This window comes from Paraburkholderia bryophila, from assembly GCF_013409255.1.
Lineage (GTDB): Bacteria > Pseudomonadota > Gammaproteobacteria > Burkholderiales > Burkholderiaceae > Paraburkholderia.
Map to the genome: position 1 here is coordinate 2500778 of NZ_JACCAS010000002.1, position 15944 is coordinate 2516721.

Sequence of the window (15944 nt, forward strand, 5' to 3'; positions counted from 1 at the left end):
GAAGAGCAATGAGTTTCGAAGTCATCTCAGTGATCGGCCTGGGCTATATCGGCTTGCCGACCGCGGCGGTTTTCGCGGCACGCAGAAAGCAGGTGATCGGCGTGGACGTGAATCAGCACGCGGTCGACACGATCAACCTCGGCGAGATTCACATCGTGGAGCCCGAGTTGGACATGCTGGTGCACGCGGCGGTGACGCAAGGCTATTTGCGCGCGACCTCGACGCCGGAGCCGGCCGATGCATTTCTGGTCGCGGTGCCGACGCCCTTCGCCGACGGTCATAAACCCGACCTCAGCTATATCGAAGCCGCGAGCCGGGCGATTGCGCCGGTACTGAAGAAGGGCGATCTGGTGGTGCTCGAGTCGACCTCGCCGGTCGGCGCGACTGAGCGGATGGCCGCGTGGATGGCCGAGGTTCGTCCGGATCTGACGTTCCCGCAGCAGGCCGGCGAAAACTCGGATATCCGGATCGCGCACTGTCCCGAGCGTGTGCTGCCGGGGCACGTGCTTCGCGAACTGGTCGAGAACGACCGCGTGATCGGCGGCATGACGCCGAAATGCGGCGAGCTGGCGCGCGATCTGTACCAGTGCTTCGTGCGCGGTGAGTGCATTCTGACCGACGCGCGCACCGCCGAAATGTGCAAGCTCACCGAGAACTCGTTTCGCGACGTGAATATCGCGTTCGCGAACGAGATGTCGGTCATTTGCGACAAGCTCGACATCAACGTGTGGGAGTTGATCCGGCTGGCCAATCGTCATCCGCGCGTGAGTATTCTTCAGCCGGGACCGGGTGTGGGCGGGCACTGCATTGCGGTGGACCCGTGGTTCATCGTCGATTCGGCGCCGGAGCAGGCGCGTCTGATCCGCACCGCGCGCAACGTCAACGACGACAAGCCGCGCTACGTGATCGAGCGGGTCGAGCGTGCGGCGAAGCGCTTCAGGGAGCCGGTCATTGCCTGCCTCGGGTTGGCGTTCAAGGCGAATATCGACGACTTGCGCGAGAGTCCGGCGCTGGAAATCGCGCGCGAGCTGGCGGAGCGGTTTGCCGGGCAGGTGCTGGTGGTCGAGCCGAATATCAGAACACTGCCGGGCGTGCTGGAGGGTAAGGCACGGCTTTGCGAGCTGAACGATGCGCTCGCCGAAGCGGACGTGATTCTGGTTCTCGTCGATCATGCGCCGTTCAAGCGCGTCGATCCGGTGCGATTGCAGGCGAAGGTGGTGATCGATACGCGTGGATTGCTGGCGAATGGTTAAAGGTCAGAACCTGCGTGCGTCGGTGCCGGGATCGGGCCATGCGTAACCGCGTGATCAAACGGTTCGAAGCGCTTTTATGCACCGGTTCGCCGGGGCTGTATCGCGTGGTGACGTTCTTCGCCGTGCAGCATATCTACTCGCTGGCGGAACTGGGACACGTCGCGTCGACTATGTCGGTCGCGCAGATGGCCGGTTTTTTCACGGCGATCGGCTGGGCCACGCTGATTCTGGTGCGCCTGCCAGGCGCGACCGACGAGCAGGCAGCGGTCGACGTGTTCTATCCGCTCGCGGGAATGGCTGTCGCGACGACGCTGGCGGTGACATTGGCGGTGACGTTAGCGAGTAGCGCGCTAGAGCTGTCCGATCTGCTCCATTTCGACGTGCCGGGCTTCGTGTCCCTGCTGTGGGGATGGACGGCTTATCAGGTCGCGCGCCACTACTTTGTCGCGCACAAGCGCTATCGAACGGCGGTCCTGTTCGACCTGGCGCTGATCACGGGTTCCGGTTTATTGCTGTATCTCGGCCAACGGAGTGGATGGCCGCCGTCGTGCGCGTTGGCTGCGGCGCTCGGCCTCATCGCCGCCGGCATGTTCGTCGCAATCGGTCTGCCGTCGCGTGGCGCATGGTGGCGGGCGTTCGACATGAAAGGCCTGCAGTTTGGCCTGACGAACTTTCTGTCCGGCGGCATTTCGCTGGTTCTTGTGCCGGCGGCAACGCTGATGTGCGGCGCGTCGTTCGCGGGCATGTTGTCGCTACTCGCGTCGCTGACGGCAATCGGCATGCTGCTGCCACGCGCGATTTCAATCGCGCAGTTGCCTGAGCTGGCGAAGTGCAAGTCGGCGGGGCGGCCGTTCGACGACACGCTGCGTGACATGCGTCGAAGCATCGGATGGTCGAACGGCGTGGTGCTGACGATCAACGTGGCGATGGTCATCGGCGTGACCATTTGGCGCCTGAACGACGAAGGCGAACGCACGGCCGTGATCGTGGCCGGATTGCTGCTCGCGATTCAATGCGCGGTCGGCATGATGGGCATGGTCGGCAGCAGCGTGATGATGGCGTTCGAAAAAGGCGCCGACACGGCAAGGATCAACCTGGCGACCACGGGGACCTTCGCCGTGCTGTTCGCGCTTTGCATCGGGTGGGGTGGTCAGGTGGGATTTCTGCTTGTGCTGGTGTCGGCCATTGCGGTGATAGGTGTTCGCAACTGGCTTGTCTGCGGCAAGGCAGCCCTGGTGTACCGCCAATACGCGATGCAGCGTTGCGGCACGGAGGCCGACGGCATGCACACGGCGTCCATTAAGCAGCCGGCGCGGTGATGAGTGCCACGCGATGGACTTTATCCGGCGCCTCGGCAAGGCGGCCGTTGACGCTCCATTCAATCGGCGCATGGGCCGTCGCGCTGGCTTACCTCGTGTTCTGCATCAGCGATACGATGCTCACGCTCGAAAACGAGCGTGCGCAACTCGTCAAGATTTTCGCATTCGGCCTTCTGCTGCTGGCGATCTCCCTCAGGCCGCGATTCCATCGCCTGATCGTGCTGGCCGCGCCGCTGCTGTTCGTGCTCTGGATTGGCCTCGTGCGGTCGTTCAACGCGGACGCGGGAATGGAAGAGTTTCTCCGCTTTCTGTTTCCGATCGTTATCACGGTTGCGCTGTTTGCCTATCGCGATCGGATCGATACGGTGATGACAGTGTTCTTCGTGGTCGTGCTCAGCAACGATCTCTTTCAATGCTATTTCTATCTGGCCTATCTCACCGGTCTGCCGGTGCTGTTGCCGATCCGTATCGATTCGGGTTTGTTCCTGCGGGCGCAGGGTTGGATGGGGTTCTTTTCGGAGTTCAGCTTCATCAATTTCTGTGCGTTCCTGCTGTGCCGACATTACAGGCCGACGGAGCGATCCCGTGCCATGTCGTGGCTATTCGTTCTGTTCGCGCTTCTTGGCTTTTCGTTCAAGATGTTCGCGACGTTGGCCGTTTATCCGCTGATCGCGAGGAAGGTGAGTCCGCGTGTCTGGCTGATGACCGGCGCAGTGGCAGGCGTGGCGTTTTGGGTAATGGCCAACGGCTATCTGGACTCGCTGTTCAACGTGGCGTCGGCCAAGATCTCGTTCTATATCGTCGAAGGCAATTCGGCGCGGGCGGAGTCTTACCGGGTGATGGTCGAGTCGCTGGCCAAAGGCAATTTCTTCGGGGAAGGGCTCGGGTCGTTCGGCGGTCCCGCATCGGTCAAGTATGGCTCGCCGCTTTATGGCGTCTATCACTTCAACTGGTACGGGCTCGGCAGCATTCTGAAGACGACCGACACTTTCTATCCGCACCTCTTTGTCGAAATCGGCTTGCTGGGCGCACTCGTGTGGCTTGGGTTCGTGTTGCGCTATGGCCAGGGACAACGTCTCGACATGCCGTGGATGTTCCTTGTCGCGGCGTTCTGTTTCGACAACATTTTTTCAATGGCCTTTGTCTCTCCGTCCTATGTCTTTTCGGCGTTGCTCGTCATGCACGCCTTGTCGCGGTCCGGCGACAAAGGTCATGTTTCAGGCAGGGTTCGCTCACGCAACAACTTCGGGACACGCCGATGAAGATTCTCGTAGTAACGAACATGTACACCGGATGCAACGCGGCCCACCCCACGCAGGGCGTGTTTGTGACCGAGCAGGTCCTGGCGTTGCGTGCACTCTACGGCGATGTGGTCGACGTTCTGGTGATCGAAGGATGGCGCGGCCGGCTCGCGTACCTGAGGTCTCTTTCTCGTGTGGTAAGCCGGGTCAAGGGTAACGCGTACGACGTCGTCCATTATCACTTCGGCCTGAGCGCCTGTTCGGCGCCGCTGGTCAGACTCTTCTCCCGCGCGAAAATCGTTGTGACGTTTCACGGTTCCGATGTGATGGGGCGCGGCTGGATCAGGGCGATATCGCTCACCGCGGCACGCTTCGCGCACGCTTGCATTGGCGTGAGCGATGAGATTTCCGCGAAAGTGAGGCGTGGGTCAAGACACTGTTCGACCATTCCCTGTGCCGTCAACGAAACGCTGTTTGCGGAACCGGTCGATAAACACCGGGCTGCGACTCGCCGGAAAATCGTCGTCTTTCCCTCATCGCCGAAAAGAATGGAGAAAGACTATCCGCTTTTCAGTGCGGTCATTGCGCGCTTGCCAGTGTCATTTGGATGCGACGTGGAGGAGCGATACATCGACGGCCTCAATCGCCATGAAGTACGCGATCTACTCCTGCAGGCCGATTGCCTCGTCATGACCTCGGAAAGAGAAGGCTCGCCGCAGTCGGTCAAGGAAGCCATGGCGGTCAATCTACCCATCGTGTCCGTCGACGTGGGCGACGTCAGGCACCTGCTTCAGGACGTATCGAACTGCGCGGTGATCGAGGGCCGCGACGCGGGGACGCTCGCGCGCGCCACGACCGATGTGCTGAAACACGCGAAACGCTCAAATGGAAGACAGCGGTTGAAGTCACTCGGCTATTTCTCTGCGGACGTGGCGGCGCAAATCGACCGGCTATATCGATCGATTCTCGGCGAGGTTCACGACGATCGGCAACCCCTGTCTTCCGCCACGACCGCCACGACCACGCACCCGGCTCACCACTCGAAGCAGCAGGAACTGTCATGAAACGCGTCGAACTTTTCTCCTGTCCCGTGGACATTGCAACGATGAACGAGACCGTCGACTGGATCGGCGCGCGGATCGAACGCCAGCAGTTCACGCAGCACGTCGTGATCAATGTGGCGAAGCTCGTCCATCTGCAGACGGACGCGGAACTGGCGGCTTCGGTGCGCGCATGCGACATCGTCAATATCGACGGCATGGGCGTGGTGTGGGGCGCACGGCTATTAGGGCTGCCGGTGCGCGAACGGGTGGCCGGTATCGATCTGTTCGAGCGTCTGTTACAGATGTCGGCGCAACGTTCGCTGCCGGTGTTCCTGCTCGGCGCGACGGATACGGTGGTGACGCGCACGGCCGCGGCGGTTTCGACGCGCTATGCCGGGCTGCGGATCGTCGGCTATCACCACGGCTACTTCTGGGACGATGAGGCCGCGGTCGTGGACATGATCCGTTGTTCGGGCGCGCGACTGCTGTTCGTTGCGATTACGTCGCCGAAAAAAGAGATGTTCATCGATCGCTGGAAGGAGCAGCTTGGGGTCGATTTTGTGATGGGGGTGGGCGGGACGTTCGACGTCGTCGCCGGCAAGGTGCGCCGTGCGCCGCGCTGGATGCAGCGCAGCGGCCTCGAATGGGCCTATCGCGTCGCGCAGGAACCGCGCCGCATGTGGAAGCGCTATTTCGTCACCAACAACCGTTTCGCGCTGATGCTGCTCAAGGCGCGTATCGCCATGACGCTTGGTCGCTTGCATCGCGGTGCGGCAGGTGGATATGGCAAATAGACTGATCTGGGTCGCAGGGATAGGGGTTGTGTTGGCGGCGTGCGGTACGTCGTCGTCGCCCGACCGGCAGGACAGCGGCACATACACGGTTTTGTATCGCAGCGCGTGGCATGACGGCATCGATCCTCGTTTGACGATTCAAGCCCCCGAGCCTGATTCCATTTCGACCGTCGCGATGCCACAGTTCAACGGTGTTGCGCTGAAAACGACGATGCGTCGCTCGGAAGATTTCTCTCGTGTCGCGAGCGGGACGCCTCGCGTGGAAATCGTCTTTGCGCCGGTCGTGCATTTCGCGGTGGGCAAAGAATACGAAGTCCGGTGGTCCACCATGATCCCCGCCGGTTATCGATTCGACACGCGGCAGCCGGAAATCATTACGCAATTGCATCAGGGCGGCTTCACCGGATCGCCGCCCGTCGCGCTGATGCTGGCGGGCGACCATTACCAGGCCGAGGTGAGAAGCGGCCCAGGCGAGGCGAATCAATCAGTCACATTCGGTACACCCGCAGCCGACATCGGCCGGGCCGTGAGCTGGCTCCTGCGCTATCGTCCTGACGACGAAGGCACGAACGCATTGACGGAGTTGTACAAAGACGGCGTGCGAGTGATGCACAGCGTCGGCATGGCCAACGCCTATCCGGGCGACAAGGATGCTTATCTGAAGATCGGCATCTACAAATGGTGGTGGAAAACGCGACCGTCCGATGTCAGCGAACGTACCATTTACTACGGCAACGTGGAAGTCGCGGAACGTGGCGACGTCAAGCGCGCCGGACCAGCAGAAAGCTCGCGCCGATAGCCGCCGGAAACGCGCGGCAGCAGCGGTTGAAGCGGCATCGAATCGGGCGCTAAAACGACGCGTATCCCGTTCAATTCACGCTTTTGACAAAGCCCGGATCGCCGATCAACGCATCGACGCTCAGCTTCACGGTATCTTCGATCGCAATGGTGTTACTGGTGAATTTCGGCGACTTTTGCCTGACCGTCTTGGTGGTTGAAAACACCACTTTCTGGGTTGCGGTGTCGGTAACGACGTAGCGCATTTTCAGCGTCCAGGACGCAGGTGAGCGTTCGTCATCTACCGTGAATTTCTCGATGCTGCCGCTCAGAATACGTTTGCCGGCGTCGAGATGAAAGCCGGACAACTGCAGGCTACGCACGATCCCGTTGCGCACGGCTTCATTGATATCGTCCTTGAGCACGATACCGGTCATGGCGGTGTTTTCTATCCGGTTCGGCGAGACCTTGCCGCTGCGCGCCGCCATGTAGGCGAAATCGTGGCCAGGCGCCACGCTCAACGAGCCGGTAGGATGCGCCGTACTCGCACGCGGCGCGCAATTCAGACCGAACCAGGACCAGGAGCAGGCGGACAGCATCAACGGCAGCGCGATCACGCCGCAGCCTTTGAGAACCGTGGACCGGCGGGGCGAACGCAGGAAACGAGGCGACGGCAGGCTCCGTCGCGGCGTCTCAGGCGCTGTGCTGGAATGAGCGGCGGTCGAAGTCAGAAGATTTGCCTCTTAAATGAAGTCATCCGGTACAGAGCAGCATGGTAACAGCGAGTCAGGCCTGGCCATATTCTCCGTGCCTTGACGGCTGGATTCCTGCTGTTCGCACGAGGGTGTTCATCATAACGAGGCGGTTCGCCGATCGATACCGTGTCATTAGAGCGCTGCTGCTACAGCGGATTCAGCCCTGCGCGGATTCGAGGCGGGCAGGCCAAGTGGTTGCGTTGTTTGTTTTGTTGCTCAGAAGAAGCCGGCTTTGCCCTGCGTCATATCCACCAATGCTCGCCGCGCGTTGTCGAGTGCGTTGACGGGCAGGCGGATCGTCATTCTCACCAGCATGGCGTGGGCGGTGTCGGTCAGCGTATAGCCTTCGCTGTCGATCCAGCGGCGCACTTTCGCCTCGTCGGCGTAACTCACCTCGACGGTGAGCGTGATCTGCGCGATCCGTTCGACGCGCGGCGCGTCCAGCAAAGCCGACGCGATCGCGTCGGTGTACGCGCGCACCAAACCGCCTGCGCCGAGCTTCACGCCGCCGTAATAGCGCACGACGGCCGCCAGAACGCCGTCCAGATCATGATGCCGCAGTACTTCGAGAATCGGCCGTCCCGCGGTGCCGGACGGCTCGCCGTCATCGGACATGCCGGACTGGCCGCCGGCCAGCAGCGCCCAGCACACATGCGTGGCGGCCGGATGCTCGTCACGCAGACGACGCAATTCGGCCATCGCGGCGTCCCGATCGGCGACGGGAATCGCGTACGCGATGAAGCGGCTCTTGCGAATCTCGAGTTCCTTGATGCACGGCGAGGAGAGGGTGTAACTCATGCGTTGGTTCGGTGCGACGCTTCACACGGGGTTGTCTTCGGGATTGTCTCGGGTCTCATTGTGCGGTTCAGCGCCGGCGTGCAAAAGACAGAAGTCTAGGCCAGGAGTGCACTCGTCTACAATGTTCCGCGGAAAGCGCGCTTGCACGCTGAACCCAGCGCGCCATCAAGGAGACGACATGCTCGATTTATCCACCTTCGGGACTTTCGTTGCCGTTGTACTCGGGCTCTTTCTGATCCCCGGTCCGGCCGTACTGCTGGTGTTGACGCGTACCGTGCATGGTGGCCGCAAGGCCGGCATTCTTACCGGCCTCGGTGTCGCCACCGGCGATTTCGTTCATACGCTGGCCGCGTCGGTCGGACTTTCGGCGCTGCTGATGACCTCGGCACTCGCCTTCAACGCAGTGAAATTCGCCGGCGCCGCGTACCTCGTTTATCTCGGCATTCGTGCATTGCGCGAGAAGCAGACCCATGCGCATTTACCCACGGTCGCGCCGGTGTCGCCTTCGAAAGCCTTCTTTCAGGCCATTCCCGCTGAAGTATTGAATCCCAAGACCGCGCTATTCTTTCTCGCGTTTCTGCCGCAATTCGTGCGGCCCGAACACGGCTCCACGTTTTTGCAGTTCACCACGCTCGGACTTATTTTCGTCGGCATGAGCGCGCTCTATACGACGCTGATTGTGTTGACGATTCGTCCGCTCGGCAAACTCGTCAAGCGGCTGACCTGGTTGAGCCGTTGGCAGAACAAGATTATCGGCGTGCTGTTTATCTCGCTCGGCCTGCGCGTCGCCACGCAAACGCGCTGATATAACCGAGCGGTGTCACGTCCGCTCCGTTGCGTGCAATGTGGACGATGACGCCGCGGGTTGCGCTAGATATTGCGGCGCTGCCGTCTCAAGCGGCCCTCACGCGCGTATTCCATTTGCCCCTCGGTGCGGACCGCGAGCTTTTCCTGCGCGGCGCGACTCATTTGCCGCGTATCGTCGATGTCGCCGACCCGCAGGACTTCCTGCGCGATTCTGATGCGTAGCGTCATTAACGGTTCGCCGCGTTCGACCAGCGTGCGATCCGTGGCGCGCGCCTGCTGAACGCCACAATCGATCAGATTGCGCAGCTCCAGCAGCGTGAGCCGCTGACGTTGGATTTCGAGGATGAGCCGCTGCACGGCGTGTTCGTCGCGCGTACGCCACCAGGCTCGCAGCTCGGCGAGCGTGGGAGGATCGAAGGGAGGAAGGCGCATTGCTCAGACGAAAAGTACTGTATATATGTACAGTATATCCCGTCTTTTTACGGAGGCGCGTAGTGCGCGTTGTTCTCGCGTTGGCCGCGCGTCAGCCGCTTAACCGCCGCGAAAAAGCAGCGTTGCGGCCGGCTTCGACCCACTCAGTTCAACGCGAGCATGATCGATGTCGAGACCACGATGATGAACAGGCACGCGGCGGTGAGGATGTCGTACGGATAGTTCATGGCGTAACCATCTAACGTGTCGGCGGAAGCATCCATCATAGGCAGAAGCGTTGCGGGTAACTGTCAAGCATTGCAAGACCCGGCTTGTTCGATAAACGAAGATGAGGCGGCGCAATTCAATGCGATTCGAAACGCGAGCGCTTATTCGTCGCCATGCTGGCAGAAACGTCGCCCCGGCACGTGTGAGACAACAGCCTGAGCGATCTCGAACGGCGTGCTTTCGGCGGGCACGACCCGGCGACTCGATTCCGGCGTGTGTTTCATGGTCCATTCGACGAGACGATACGATCGTCCCCAAGGCGGCTGCAGAGGATCAGAGACCTTGCACGAGTGAATCTGCCGAACCCATTCGTTGCCGGGTAGGGCGCGCAGATGCTCGAATACCGTGTCTTCAACCATGTTTGACTCCTTCTTCGCAGGTATGCTGCCTGCCTTTCGGCGCGTCCCCGACACCCCGGAGAAAAAGCGCCGCCGATGTTCTGGCGGCTCAACAGGGGATGTTGTGCAGCCATAGTTACAGCAAAGAATTAAGCCAGACTTAAGAGCGTGGAAAAGCTCGCGCGAGTCAATGCGAGGCTGCAGGAAACCGCGCGCGAACTCACACGCGAACTCACACGAACGCGTGCGTTTCTATCCTCACCCTCAAGACCTCGCGAAATCGGCCGTTATTACAGCGGTTGGGGCTGTGGTCCCCGCTTCGCCTTCGGGCGCGCCTTATTGATAACGTGACGAATCTCGCTCAAACGCCACTCTCCGACCGCCTTCGCTCGCTCGTCGATACTGTCCAGCACAACGAGCGCACGCTGCGCCGTTTCCAGAATGTCGAATTGCGTTTGATCGGCGCGCAGGATTTCGCGTCTTTTCTCGACACATTGTTCAGCCATCTGCCGCAGGAATTCTCGCTGGCGAGCGTGACGCTATGGCTCGACGACCGCGCGCCGATGCTGCTCGAATTGCTCGAGCCGGGCGCTATGCGCGCACTCGATCAGTCCGGGTTGAAGACCTCACGTGAAGGCGGTCTCGCCGCGCAAGGTCTGTGCGATGAAGGCCGCCCCTGGCTAGGCAGGCCCGCTCAACTGGATGACGCCGTGTGCCGCGCATTCTTCGGCGACAGCGCCACGCAAGACCGCGCCACCCCGGCCAGCGCGATTCTGCTGCCGCTCGCCGCGGGCGATACCGTCAGCGGCTATCTGTGTCTCGGCAGCGACGACCCGGAGCGTTTCGGCGAAGGCATGGCCACCGATATTCTGGAGCGCTTCGCGAGCATCGTGACCGCGAGTCTCGACAATGTCGCGCATCGCGAGCGGCTCAAGCAACTCGGCATGACCGACTCGCTGACGGGTCTCGCCAATCGCCGCTATTTCGACGAACGGCTGCGCGAAGAGATCATGCGTGCGGCCCGTTATGGTGTGCCGGTGGCGTGTCTGTTTATCGACATCGACAGTTTCAAGCGGATCAACGACACCTACGGCCACCAGACCGGCGACCGCGCGTTGGCGGCGGTGGCGGCCTGCGTGCGTCAGCAGGTGCGGTTGGGGGACACCGTCGCGCGTTATGGCGGCGAAGAATTCGCCGCGCTGCTGCAAGGCGATCGGGCCGATGCGCTGACCGTGGCCGAGCGCGTGCGGCTCGCGGTCGAACGGCTCGCGTTGCAGGACGATCACGGCGAACGCATTGCGCTGACCGTGTCGATCGGCGTGGCGGCGCGCACGATCAGCGGGGCGCCGGCCGAGGCGATCACGTACGGCCGCGCGATGATGGAAGAAGCCGATCGGGCGATGTATCAGGCCAAACGCAACGGCCGCAATCGCATCGAGGCGTTAGTAAAAGCGGGCGATTGAGCTAAACCCGAGTCAACACCGAGGCAACCCCAACCCGCTCAAATCTCCGGCGCATCCGGCGGCACGCCCAGCAACTGCATTGCGCCGCCGGTCACACCGCTGAACACCGGACCGGCCACCGTCCCGCCATAAAATGATTTACCCGCCGGATCGTCGATCATCACGGCCACGACCAGGCGCGGATCGCTCATCGGCGCCATGCCGACAAACAGCGCACGGTAGCGGTTTTTCGCGTAGGTCGCGCCGATCTGTTTGCGCGCCGTGCCGGTCTTGCCGCCGATCCGATAGCCCGCGACGGTCGCCGCGCGGCCCGTGCCGCCCATTCCCGTGGCCATTTCCAACATTGAACGGATCGCGCGCGCGGTAGCGGGCGTGGTGACCGCGTGACCCTTATCGGCGGATTGCGCCGCCGCGCCCGCGCCGTCGCGCACCAGACTCACGCGATGCATCGTGCCGTCGCCGGCGTAAGCCGTGTAGACCTGGGCGAGCTGCAGCAGCGAAGTGGACAGCCCATAGCCATACGCCATGGTCGCCTGTTCGATCGGACGCCAGCGTTTGTATGGACGCACCTTGCCCGACGCCACGCCGGGGAACGTGAGTTCGGGCCGCAAACCGAGTCCGTATTCCTGGTACTTGCTCCAGATCGTTTCGGCCGGCAGATTCAGCGCGAGCTTGGCGAGCGCGATATTGCTCGATTTCTGCACGGCCTCCGCAACCGTCATCGCGCCGTGATTCGACGTGTCGTGAATCACGGCCGGCCCGATCTTGTACCAGCCGGGCGCGGTGTCGATGATGCTCTGCGGCCGCACCTTGCCTTCGTCGATCGACAACGCGACGACCACCGGCTTGATCGTCGAGCCCGGCTCGAAGGTATCGACGACCGCGCGATTGCGCAGTTGCCGCCCGGTCAGACGCGCGCGGTCGTTGGGATCGAAACTCGGATAGTTGGCCAGCGCGAGAATCTCGCCGTTGCGCGCGTCGAGCACCACGACGCTGCCCGCTTCGGCGTGATGTTTGGCGATGGCCTCCTTCAACTGCGCATAGGCGAGCTGCTGAATGCGCCGGTCGATCGTCAGATGGATGGTGTCGCCGTTTTGCGCCGGCACCAGCGGCCGGGTTTCGGACACGACGCGGCCCAGCCGGTCGCGAATCACTTCGCGCTGGCCGGGCACGCCGAGCAGTTGCTCGTTGGCGGCAAGCTCGACGCCTTCCTGACCGTTGTCCTCGATATCGGTGAAGCCCACCACGTGTGCCGCGGATTCGCCTTCCGGGTAGAAGCGCTTCGAATCCGCGATTTGCGTGATGCCGGCGAGGCCCAGCTTGGACAGATGCCCGGCGGTATCGGCATCCACCTGGCGCTTGAGCAGCACGAAGGTCTTGTCGCCGCTCAGACGCCGGCGCAACTCCTCCGGCGGCAGATCGAGCAGCTTCGACAGCGGCGCGAACGCGGCTTCGTCGATCAACTTGGGCGAGGCCCAGATTTCGTAGGTGGCGAGACTGACGGCGAGCATCGAGCCGTTGCGATCGACGATCCGCCCGCGCGTCGCGTCGAGTTCAAGGGTGCGCTGATAGCGTTTTTGCCCCTGATCGACGTAGAAATCCTGGTTCACCACCTGAATCCAGAACGCGCGGCCCGCGAGCGACGCGAACGCGGCAAACATCAGCACGATGACGAGTTTCGAGCGCCACATCGGCAGGCGCGCGGCCAGCAACGGGTTTTTTGCGACCGACGCGTAGGGATCGTGCGACTGCGACTTCTTCTTCTGGGTCATGGAGTGCGGATAACGTACAGCTCGATTAACTTGCGCCGCCTGAATCGGCGGCGGTGAACACCTTGAATTGCCAGCGGAACCGCACGGCCAGCATGCGCACCGCGAAGCCGCCGAACAGCACCACGACGGAGGCCGGCCCCGGTTCCATGCCGCAGCTTTGCAACGCCACGTACAACGCACCGGCGCCGAGCGCGATGCTGGCGTACAACTCTTGACGCAACACCAGCGGGATCTGGTTGCACAGCAAGTCGCGCAACATGCCGCCGCACACGCCGGTGATCGCGCCGGCCAGCACCACGATCGCGGGGCTCACGTCCAGCGTGGCGGCCACGTCGCAGCCGATCACGGTGAAGGCGATCAGGCCGATGGCGTCGACGGTCACGAACAGCCATTGCCAGTTGCGCAGCCATTTCGCACAGGCCGCCGCCACCGACGCCGCCCCGATTGTAATAAGAACGTAATCTGGATGCGAGATCCATGCAAGCGGATAGTGACCGAGCAGGACGTCGCGCACCGTGCCGCCGCCGAGCGCGGTGACGGTGCCGACCAGGCACAGACCGAAGCGGTCCATGCCGCGGCGCATGCCCATCAGGGCGCCGGACATGGCTTCGGCGACGATCGCAATGAGGTAGAGGAGGTGCAGCAACATGACGGCGAGCCTTGACGGAGCGGCGCGCGACGCAGGCTCCTTGGGCAGGGGCCGCAGCGTGGCGCGCGTTTGAAAGCGGCCATTATCGTAAGCGGCCCGTCAGGATGAAAATCGCTTAAGCCGAATTCGGCTATGCCAAATTCGGCTTAAGTTAATTGCGGTTTGAGATGGGGAAAGCGTTTGCTGAATCGACTGGGCGCAGTGCCGTGGGTCGAGCTACGAGTAAGAGAGGCGCACGGGTATAAAAAAAACCGCGCGGCCTTGAAAAATCCGCGCGGCTGTTTCGTTCGATTGATGCGTCGACTCCGACGCGGCGTGTTAAAGGGGCGCTCTCCGCCTGTAGAGCGCCTTCTTTTTTGCGGGTGTTTTACCGCCGTTTTACGGTTGGTTTGCCGGGTTTCTTTCCGCTCCACCAAGCCGCTGATTTAGCCTGCGGCGAGTCCCGAACGCCGCATCAAGCCGGCAACGCGAAGCTCGAAATTGCCTCGCGCAACACCCCCACCTGGTCCTTCAACGAATGCGCCGCCGCTGCCGCTTCTTCGACCAGTGCCGCGTTCTGCTGCGTCACCTGATCCATCTCTCCGACAGCACGATTCACCTGCTCGATGCCCGCGCTCTGTTCGCGCGACGCATTGCTGATCTCTTCGAGAATCTCGTTCACGCGGCGCACCGACTGCACGATCTCGCCCATCGTCGAGCCCGCGTTCGCGACCAGCGACGCGCCGGCTTCCACCGTACCCGTCGACGTCTCGATCAATGCCTTGATCTCCTTCGCCGCCGTCGCCGAGCGTTGCGCGAGGCTGCGCACTTCGGCCGCAACCACCGCGAAACCACGTCCCTGTTCACCGGCCCGAGCCGCTTCCACGGCAGCATTCAGCGCCAGAATATTGGTCTGAAACGCGATCCCGTCGATCACGCCGATGATGTCGCCGATCTGCCGCGAGCTGGTGGTGATCTCGCCCATCGTGCGAACCACGTCGTCGACCACACGGCTGCCGCGCGTCGCGACGTCGGCCGCCTGACCGGCGAGTTGCGCGGCTTGCTGCGCGCTGTCCGCGTTCTGCTTCACGTTGACCGTCATCTGGTCCATGCTCGACGCCGTTTGCACGAGCGCCGCGGCCTGTTCCTCGGTGCGTTGCGACAGATCTGTGTTGCCGGCGGCGATTTCGGTCGCGCCGATATTGATGTTGTCAGTACCGAGACGCACGCGCGATACCGTATCGACGAGGCCGGCCTGCATGGTCTGCAACGCATGCAGCAGGCTGCCGGTGTAGTCCGAATCGACCGGCACGCGAGTCGCGAGATTGCCGCGCGCCATCAGTTGCGCATGTTCGACCGCTACTTCGAGATCGCCGCCGAGCGTGCGGCGAATGCTGCGCAACACCAGCAGCATGACGGCCGTGGCGATCGCGCCGAGCGTCACGGTAATCACGAGCCAGCGCAGCAGATTCGCGTAGAACGCGCTTTGCACGTCGTCCATATACATGCCGGTGACGAGATACCAGTCCCACGGCGTGAAGTGAAGCGAGAAGCTCGTTTTCGCTACCGGTTTATCGCTGCCCGGCTTGGCCCACAAATAATCGACGAAGCCGCCGCCTTCATGATTGCCCGCGTTGACGATATCGACGAACAGATGATTGCCGGCCGGATCGGCGAAGCCCGCCATATTCTTGCCGACCATGTCCTGCTTGATCGGATGCATCAGCATGACGGGCTGCGAGTCGTTGACGGAGATATAGCCGTCCTTGCCGTAGCGCATGGCCGCCAGGGTCTGGAGCGCCTGCTTCTTCGCTTCGTCTTCGGTGATCGTGTGTTGCTGCGCCATCGTGTAGTAACGGTTCACGATGTGGTTGGCCTGGTCGATCAGCGAGGTTAATTGGTCGCGGCGGTCCGCAATCATCGAGGCACGGTTTTGCCAGGCGCCGAAGCCGCCAATCAGAATCAGACCGATCCAGAGAACGGCGATCATTGAGGCCAGTTTTTTGTTCAGAGTCATAGCAATGGCTTGTTGCTTTCGCAAAGTGGTCGGTCAGGTTTGGGTTCGCTGATGGGCATTCAGCGAGTCGCTTGTCGCTGACTGTGTTTACGGCTTGTCGGGATCGGAATCGCAGGGGAGGGGAAACCCGCTGTGTTGCGATTTCATTTGTCTTACCAAATAAAGAGTGGGCCGGAAGCGACGACGTTTTTATACGCCGGGTGCGCGAATTGTTTTTGATTTATATCGGCTTGTTGAGTT

The 15944-nt window shown here is 61.9% G+C and carries 16 protein-coding genes; 8 read left to right on the forward strand and 8 right to left on the reverse strand.

Translation table 11 applies throughout. The features are described 5' to 3' along the window. Nucleotides 1–8 precede the first annotated feature (8 nt). Genes wecC through GGD40_RS32195 form a run of 6 tightly spaced genes read left to right on the forward strand, consistent with a single transcriptional unit; the run spans nt 9 to nt 6449 of the window. Complete coding sequence (wecC, locus tag GGD40_RS32170; RefSeq protein ID WP_179710124.1) at nt 9–1253, forward strand: UDP-N-acetyl-D-mannosamine dehydrogenase; 1245 nt, start codon at nt 9–11, stop codon at nt 1251–1253. 38 nt (nt 1254–1291) lie between these two features. Then, nucleotides 1292–2572: a hypothetical protein gene (locus GGD40_RS32175; RefSeq protein WP_179746348.1), complete on the forward strand. Its 1281-nt coding sequence runs from the start codon at nt 1292–1294 to the stop codon at nt 2570–2572. Between the two features lie 47 nt (nt 2573–2619). After that, nucleotides 2620–3834 carry a hypothetical protein gene (locus GGD40_RS32180; RefSeq protein ID WP_257030645.1) on the forward strand — a complete coding sequence of 405 codons (1215 nt, stop codon included), beginning with the start codon at nt 2620–2622 and terminating at the stop codon, nt 3832–3834. Continuing rightward, on the forward strand, nt 3831–4877 hold the full coding sequence (locus GGD40_RS32185; protein WP_179710119.1) for a glycosyltransferase: 1047 nt from the start codon (nt 3831–3833) through the stop codon (nt 4875–4877). Before GGD40_RS32180 ends, GGD40_RS32185 begins: the two co-directional genes overlap by 4 nt. Continuing rightward, a complete protein-coding gene (locus GGD40_RS32190) occupies nt 4874–5650 on the forward strand; it encodes a WecB/TagA/CpsF family glycosyltransferase (RefSeq protein ID WP_179710117.1) in 777 nt (258 codons plus the stop codon). Before GGD40_RS32185 ends, GGD40_RS32190 begins: the two co-directional genes overlap by 4 nt. After that, on the forward strand, nt 5640–6449 hold the full coding sequence (locus GGD40_RS32195; RefSeq protein WP_179746350.1) for a heparin lyase I family protein: 810 nt from the start codon (nt 5640–5642) through the stop codon (nt 6447–6449). The genes GGD40_RS32190 and GGD40_RS32195 overlap by 11 nt, the downstream gene beginning before the upstream one ends. A gap of 70 nt (nt 6450–6519) precedes the next feature. On the opposite strand, the gene GGD40_RS32200 is transcribed toward GGD40_RS32195, so the two are convergent. Then, entirely contained in the window at nt 6520–7026 is a 507-nt protein-coding gene (locus tag GGD40_RS32200; RefSeq protein WP_179747122.1) for a hypothetical protein, read from the reverse strand. Nucleotides 7027–7398: 372 nt separating this feature from the next. After that, on the reverse strand, nt 7399–7980 hold the full coding sequence (locus tag GGD40_RS32205) for an IMPACT family protein (protein WP_179746351.1): 582 nt from the start codon (nt 7978–7980) through the stop codon (nt 7399–7401). A gap of 178 nt (nt 7981–8158) precedes the next feature. Between GGD40_RS32205 and GGD40_RS32210 the strand changes: the two genes are divergently transcribed. After that, nucleotides 8159–8785 (forward strand): LysE family translocator, encoded by a 627-nt coding sequence (locus GGD40_RS32210; protein WP_179746352.1) that lies wholly within the window; start codon nt 8159–8161, stop codon nt 8783–8785. 65 nt (nt 8786–8850) lie between these two features. Here GGD40_RS32210 and GGD40_RS32215 read toward each other — a convergent pair whose 3' ends face one another. The 3 genes from GGD40_RS32215 to GGD40_RS32220 all read right to left on the reverse strand — a co-directional run bounded on the left by GGD40_RS32215 (nt 8851) and on the right by GGD40_RS32220 (nt 9845). Continuing rightward, nucleotides 8851–9219 carry a hypothetical protein gene (locus tag GGD40_RS32215; RefSeq protein WP_035555896.1) on the reverse strand — a complete coding sequence of 123 codons (369 nt, stop codon included), beginning with the start codon at nt 9217–9219 and terminating at the stop codon, nt 8851–8853. A 143-nt stretch (nt 9220–9362) separates the two neighbouring features. Then, a complete protein-coding gene (locus GGD40_RS37130; RefSeq protein WP_257030646.1) occupies nt 9363–9485 on the reverse strand; it encodes a hypothetical protein in 123 nt (40 codons plus the stop codon). Between the two features lie 102 nt (nt 9486–9587). Beyond that, the gene (locus GGD40_RS32220; RefSeq protein ID WP_035555897.1) at nt 9588–9845 is read right to left on the reverse strand and encodes a DUF2866 domain-containing protein; all 258 of its coding nucleotides are present in this window, start codon (nt 9843–9845) and stop codon (nt 9588–9590) included. A gap of 326 nt (nt 9846–10171) precedes the next feature. On the opposite strand from GGD40_RS32220, the gene GGD40_RS32225 reads away from it, so the two are divergent. Then, the gene (locus GGD40_RS32225) at nt 10172–11287 is read left to right on the forward strand and encodes a GGDEF domain-containing protein (protein ID WP_179746353.1); all 1116 of its coding nucleotides are present in this window, start codon (nt 10172–10174) and stop codon (nt 11285–11287) included. Nucleotides 11288–11325: 38 nt separating this feature from the next. Here the strand turns inward: GGD40_RS32225 and GGD40_RS32230 are convergent, their stop codons facing one another. From GGD40_RS32230 to GGD40_RS32240, 3 genes are all read right to left on the reverse strand, one after another. Continuing rightward, nucleotides 11326–13059: a peptidoglycan D,D-transpeptidase FtsI family protein gene (locus GGD40_RS32230; protein WP_179746354.1), complete on the reverse strand. Its 1734-nt coding sequence runs from the start codon at nt 13057–13059 to the stop codon at nt 11326–11328. Between the two features lie 25 nt (nt 13060–13084). Further along, a complete protein-coding gene (locus GGD40_RS32235; protein WP_179747123.1) occupies nt 13085–13702 on the reverse strand; it encodes a trimeric intracellular cation channel family protein in 618 nt (205 codons plus the stop codon). Between the two features lie 460 nt (nt 13703–14162). After that, nucleotides 14163–15704: a methyl-accepting chemotaxis protein gene (locus tag GGD40_RS32240; protein ID WP_179710102.1), complete on the reverse strand. Its 1542-nt coding sequence runs from the start codon at nt 15702–15704 to the stop codon at nt 14163–14165. Nucleotides 15705–15944 lie beyond the last annotated feature (240 nt).

Bases quoted from the DNA above. Each gene is read 5' to 3' on its own strand.
- wecC (WP_179710124.1), top strand. From the start codon at position 9: ATGAGTTTCGAAGTCATCTCAGTGATCGGCCTGGGCTATATCGGCTTG.
- GGD40_RS32175 (WP_179746348.1), top strand. From the start codon at position 1,292: ATGCGTAACCGCGTGATCAAACGGTTCGAAGCGCTTTTATGCACCGGT.
- GGD40_RS32185 (WP_179710119.1), top strand. From the start codon at position 3,831: ATGAAGATTCTCGTAGTAACGAACATGTACACCGGATGCAACGCGGCC.
- GGD40_RS32190 (WP_179710117.1), top strand. From the start codon at position 4,874: ATGAAACGCGTCGAACTTTTCTCCTGTCCCGTGGACATTGCAACGATG.
- GGD40_RS32195 (WP_179746350.1), top strand. From the start codon at position 5,640: ATGGCAAATAGACTGATCTGGGTCGCAGGGATAGGGGTTGTGTTGGCG.
- GGD40_RS32200 (WP_179747122.1), bottom strand. From the start codon at position 7,026: ATGCTGTCCGCCTGCTCCTGGTCCTGGTTCGGTCTGAATTGCGCGCCG.
- GGD40_RS32205 (WP_179746351.1), bottom strand. From the start codon at position 7,980: ATGAGTTACACCCTCTCCTCGCCGTGCATCAAGGAACTCGAGATTCGC.
- GGD40_RS32210 (WP_179746352.1), top strand. From the start codon at position 8,159: ATGCTCGATTTATCCACCTTCGGGACTTTCGTTGCCGTTGTACTCGGG.
- GGD40_RS32215 (WP_035555896.1), bottom strand. From the start codon at position 9,219: ATGCGCCTTCCTCCCTTCGATCCTCCCACGCTCGCCGAGCTGCGAGCC.
- GGD40_RS37130 (WP_257030646.1), bottom strand. From the start codon at position 9,485: ATGATGGATGCTTCCGCCGACACGTTAGATGGTTACGCCATGAACTAT.
- GGD40_RS32220 (WP_035555897.1), bottom strand. From the start codon at position 9,845: ATGGTTGAAGACACGGTATTCGAGCATCTGCGCGCCCTACCCGGCAAC.
- GGD40_RS32230 (WP_179746354.1), bottom strand. From the start codon at position 13,059: ATGACCCAGAAGAAGAAGTCGCAGTCGCACGATCCCTACGCGTCGGTC.
- GGD40_RS32240 (WP_179710102.1), bottom strand. From the start codon at position 15,704: ATGACTCTGAACAAAAAACTGGCCTCAATGATCGCCGTTCTCTGGATC.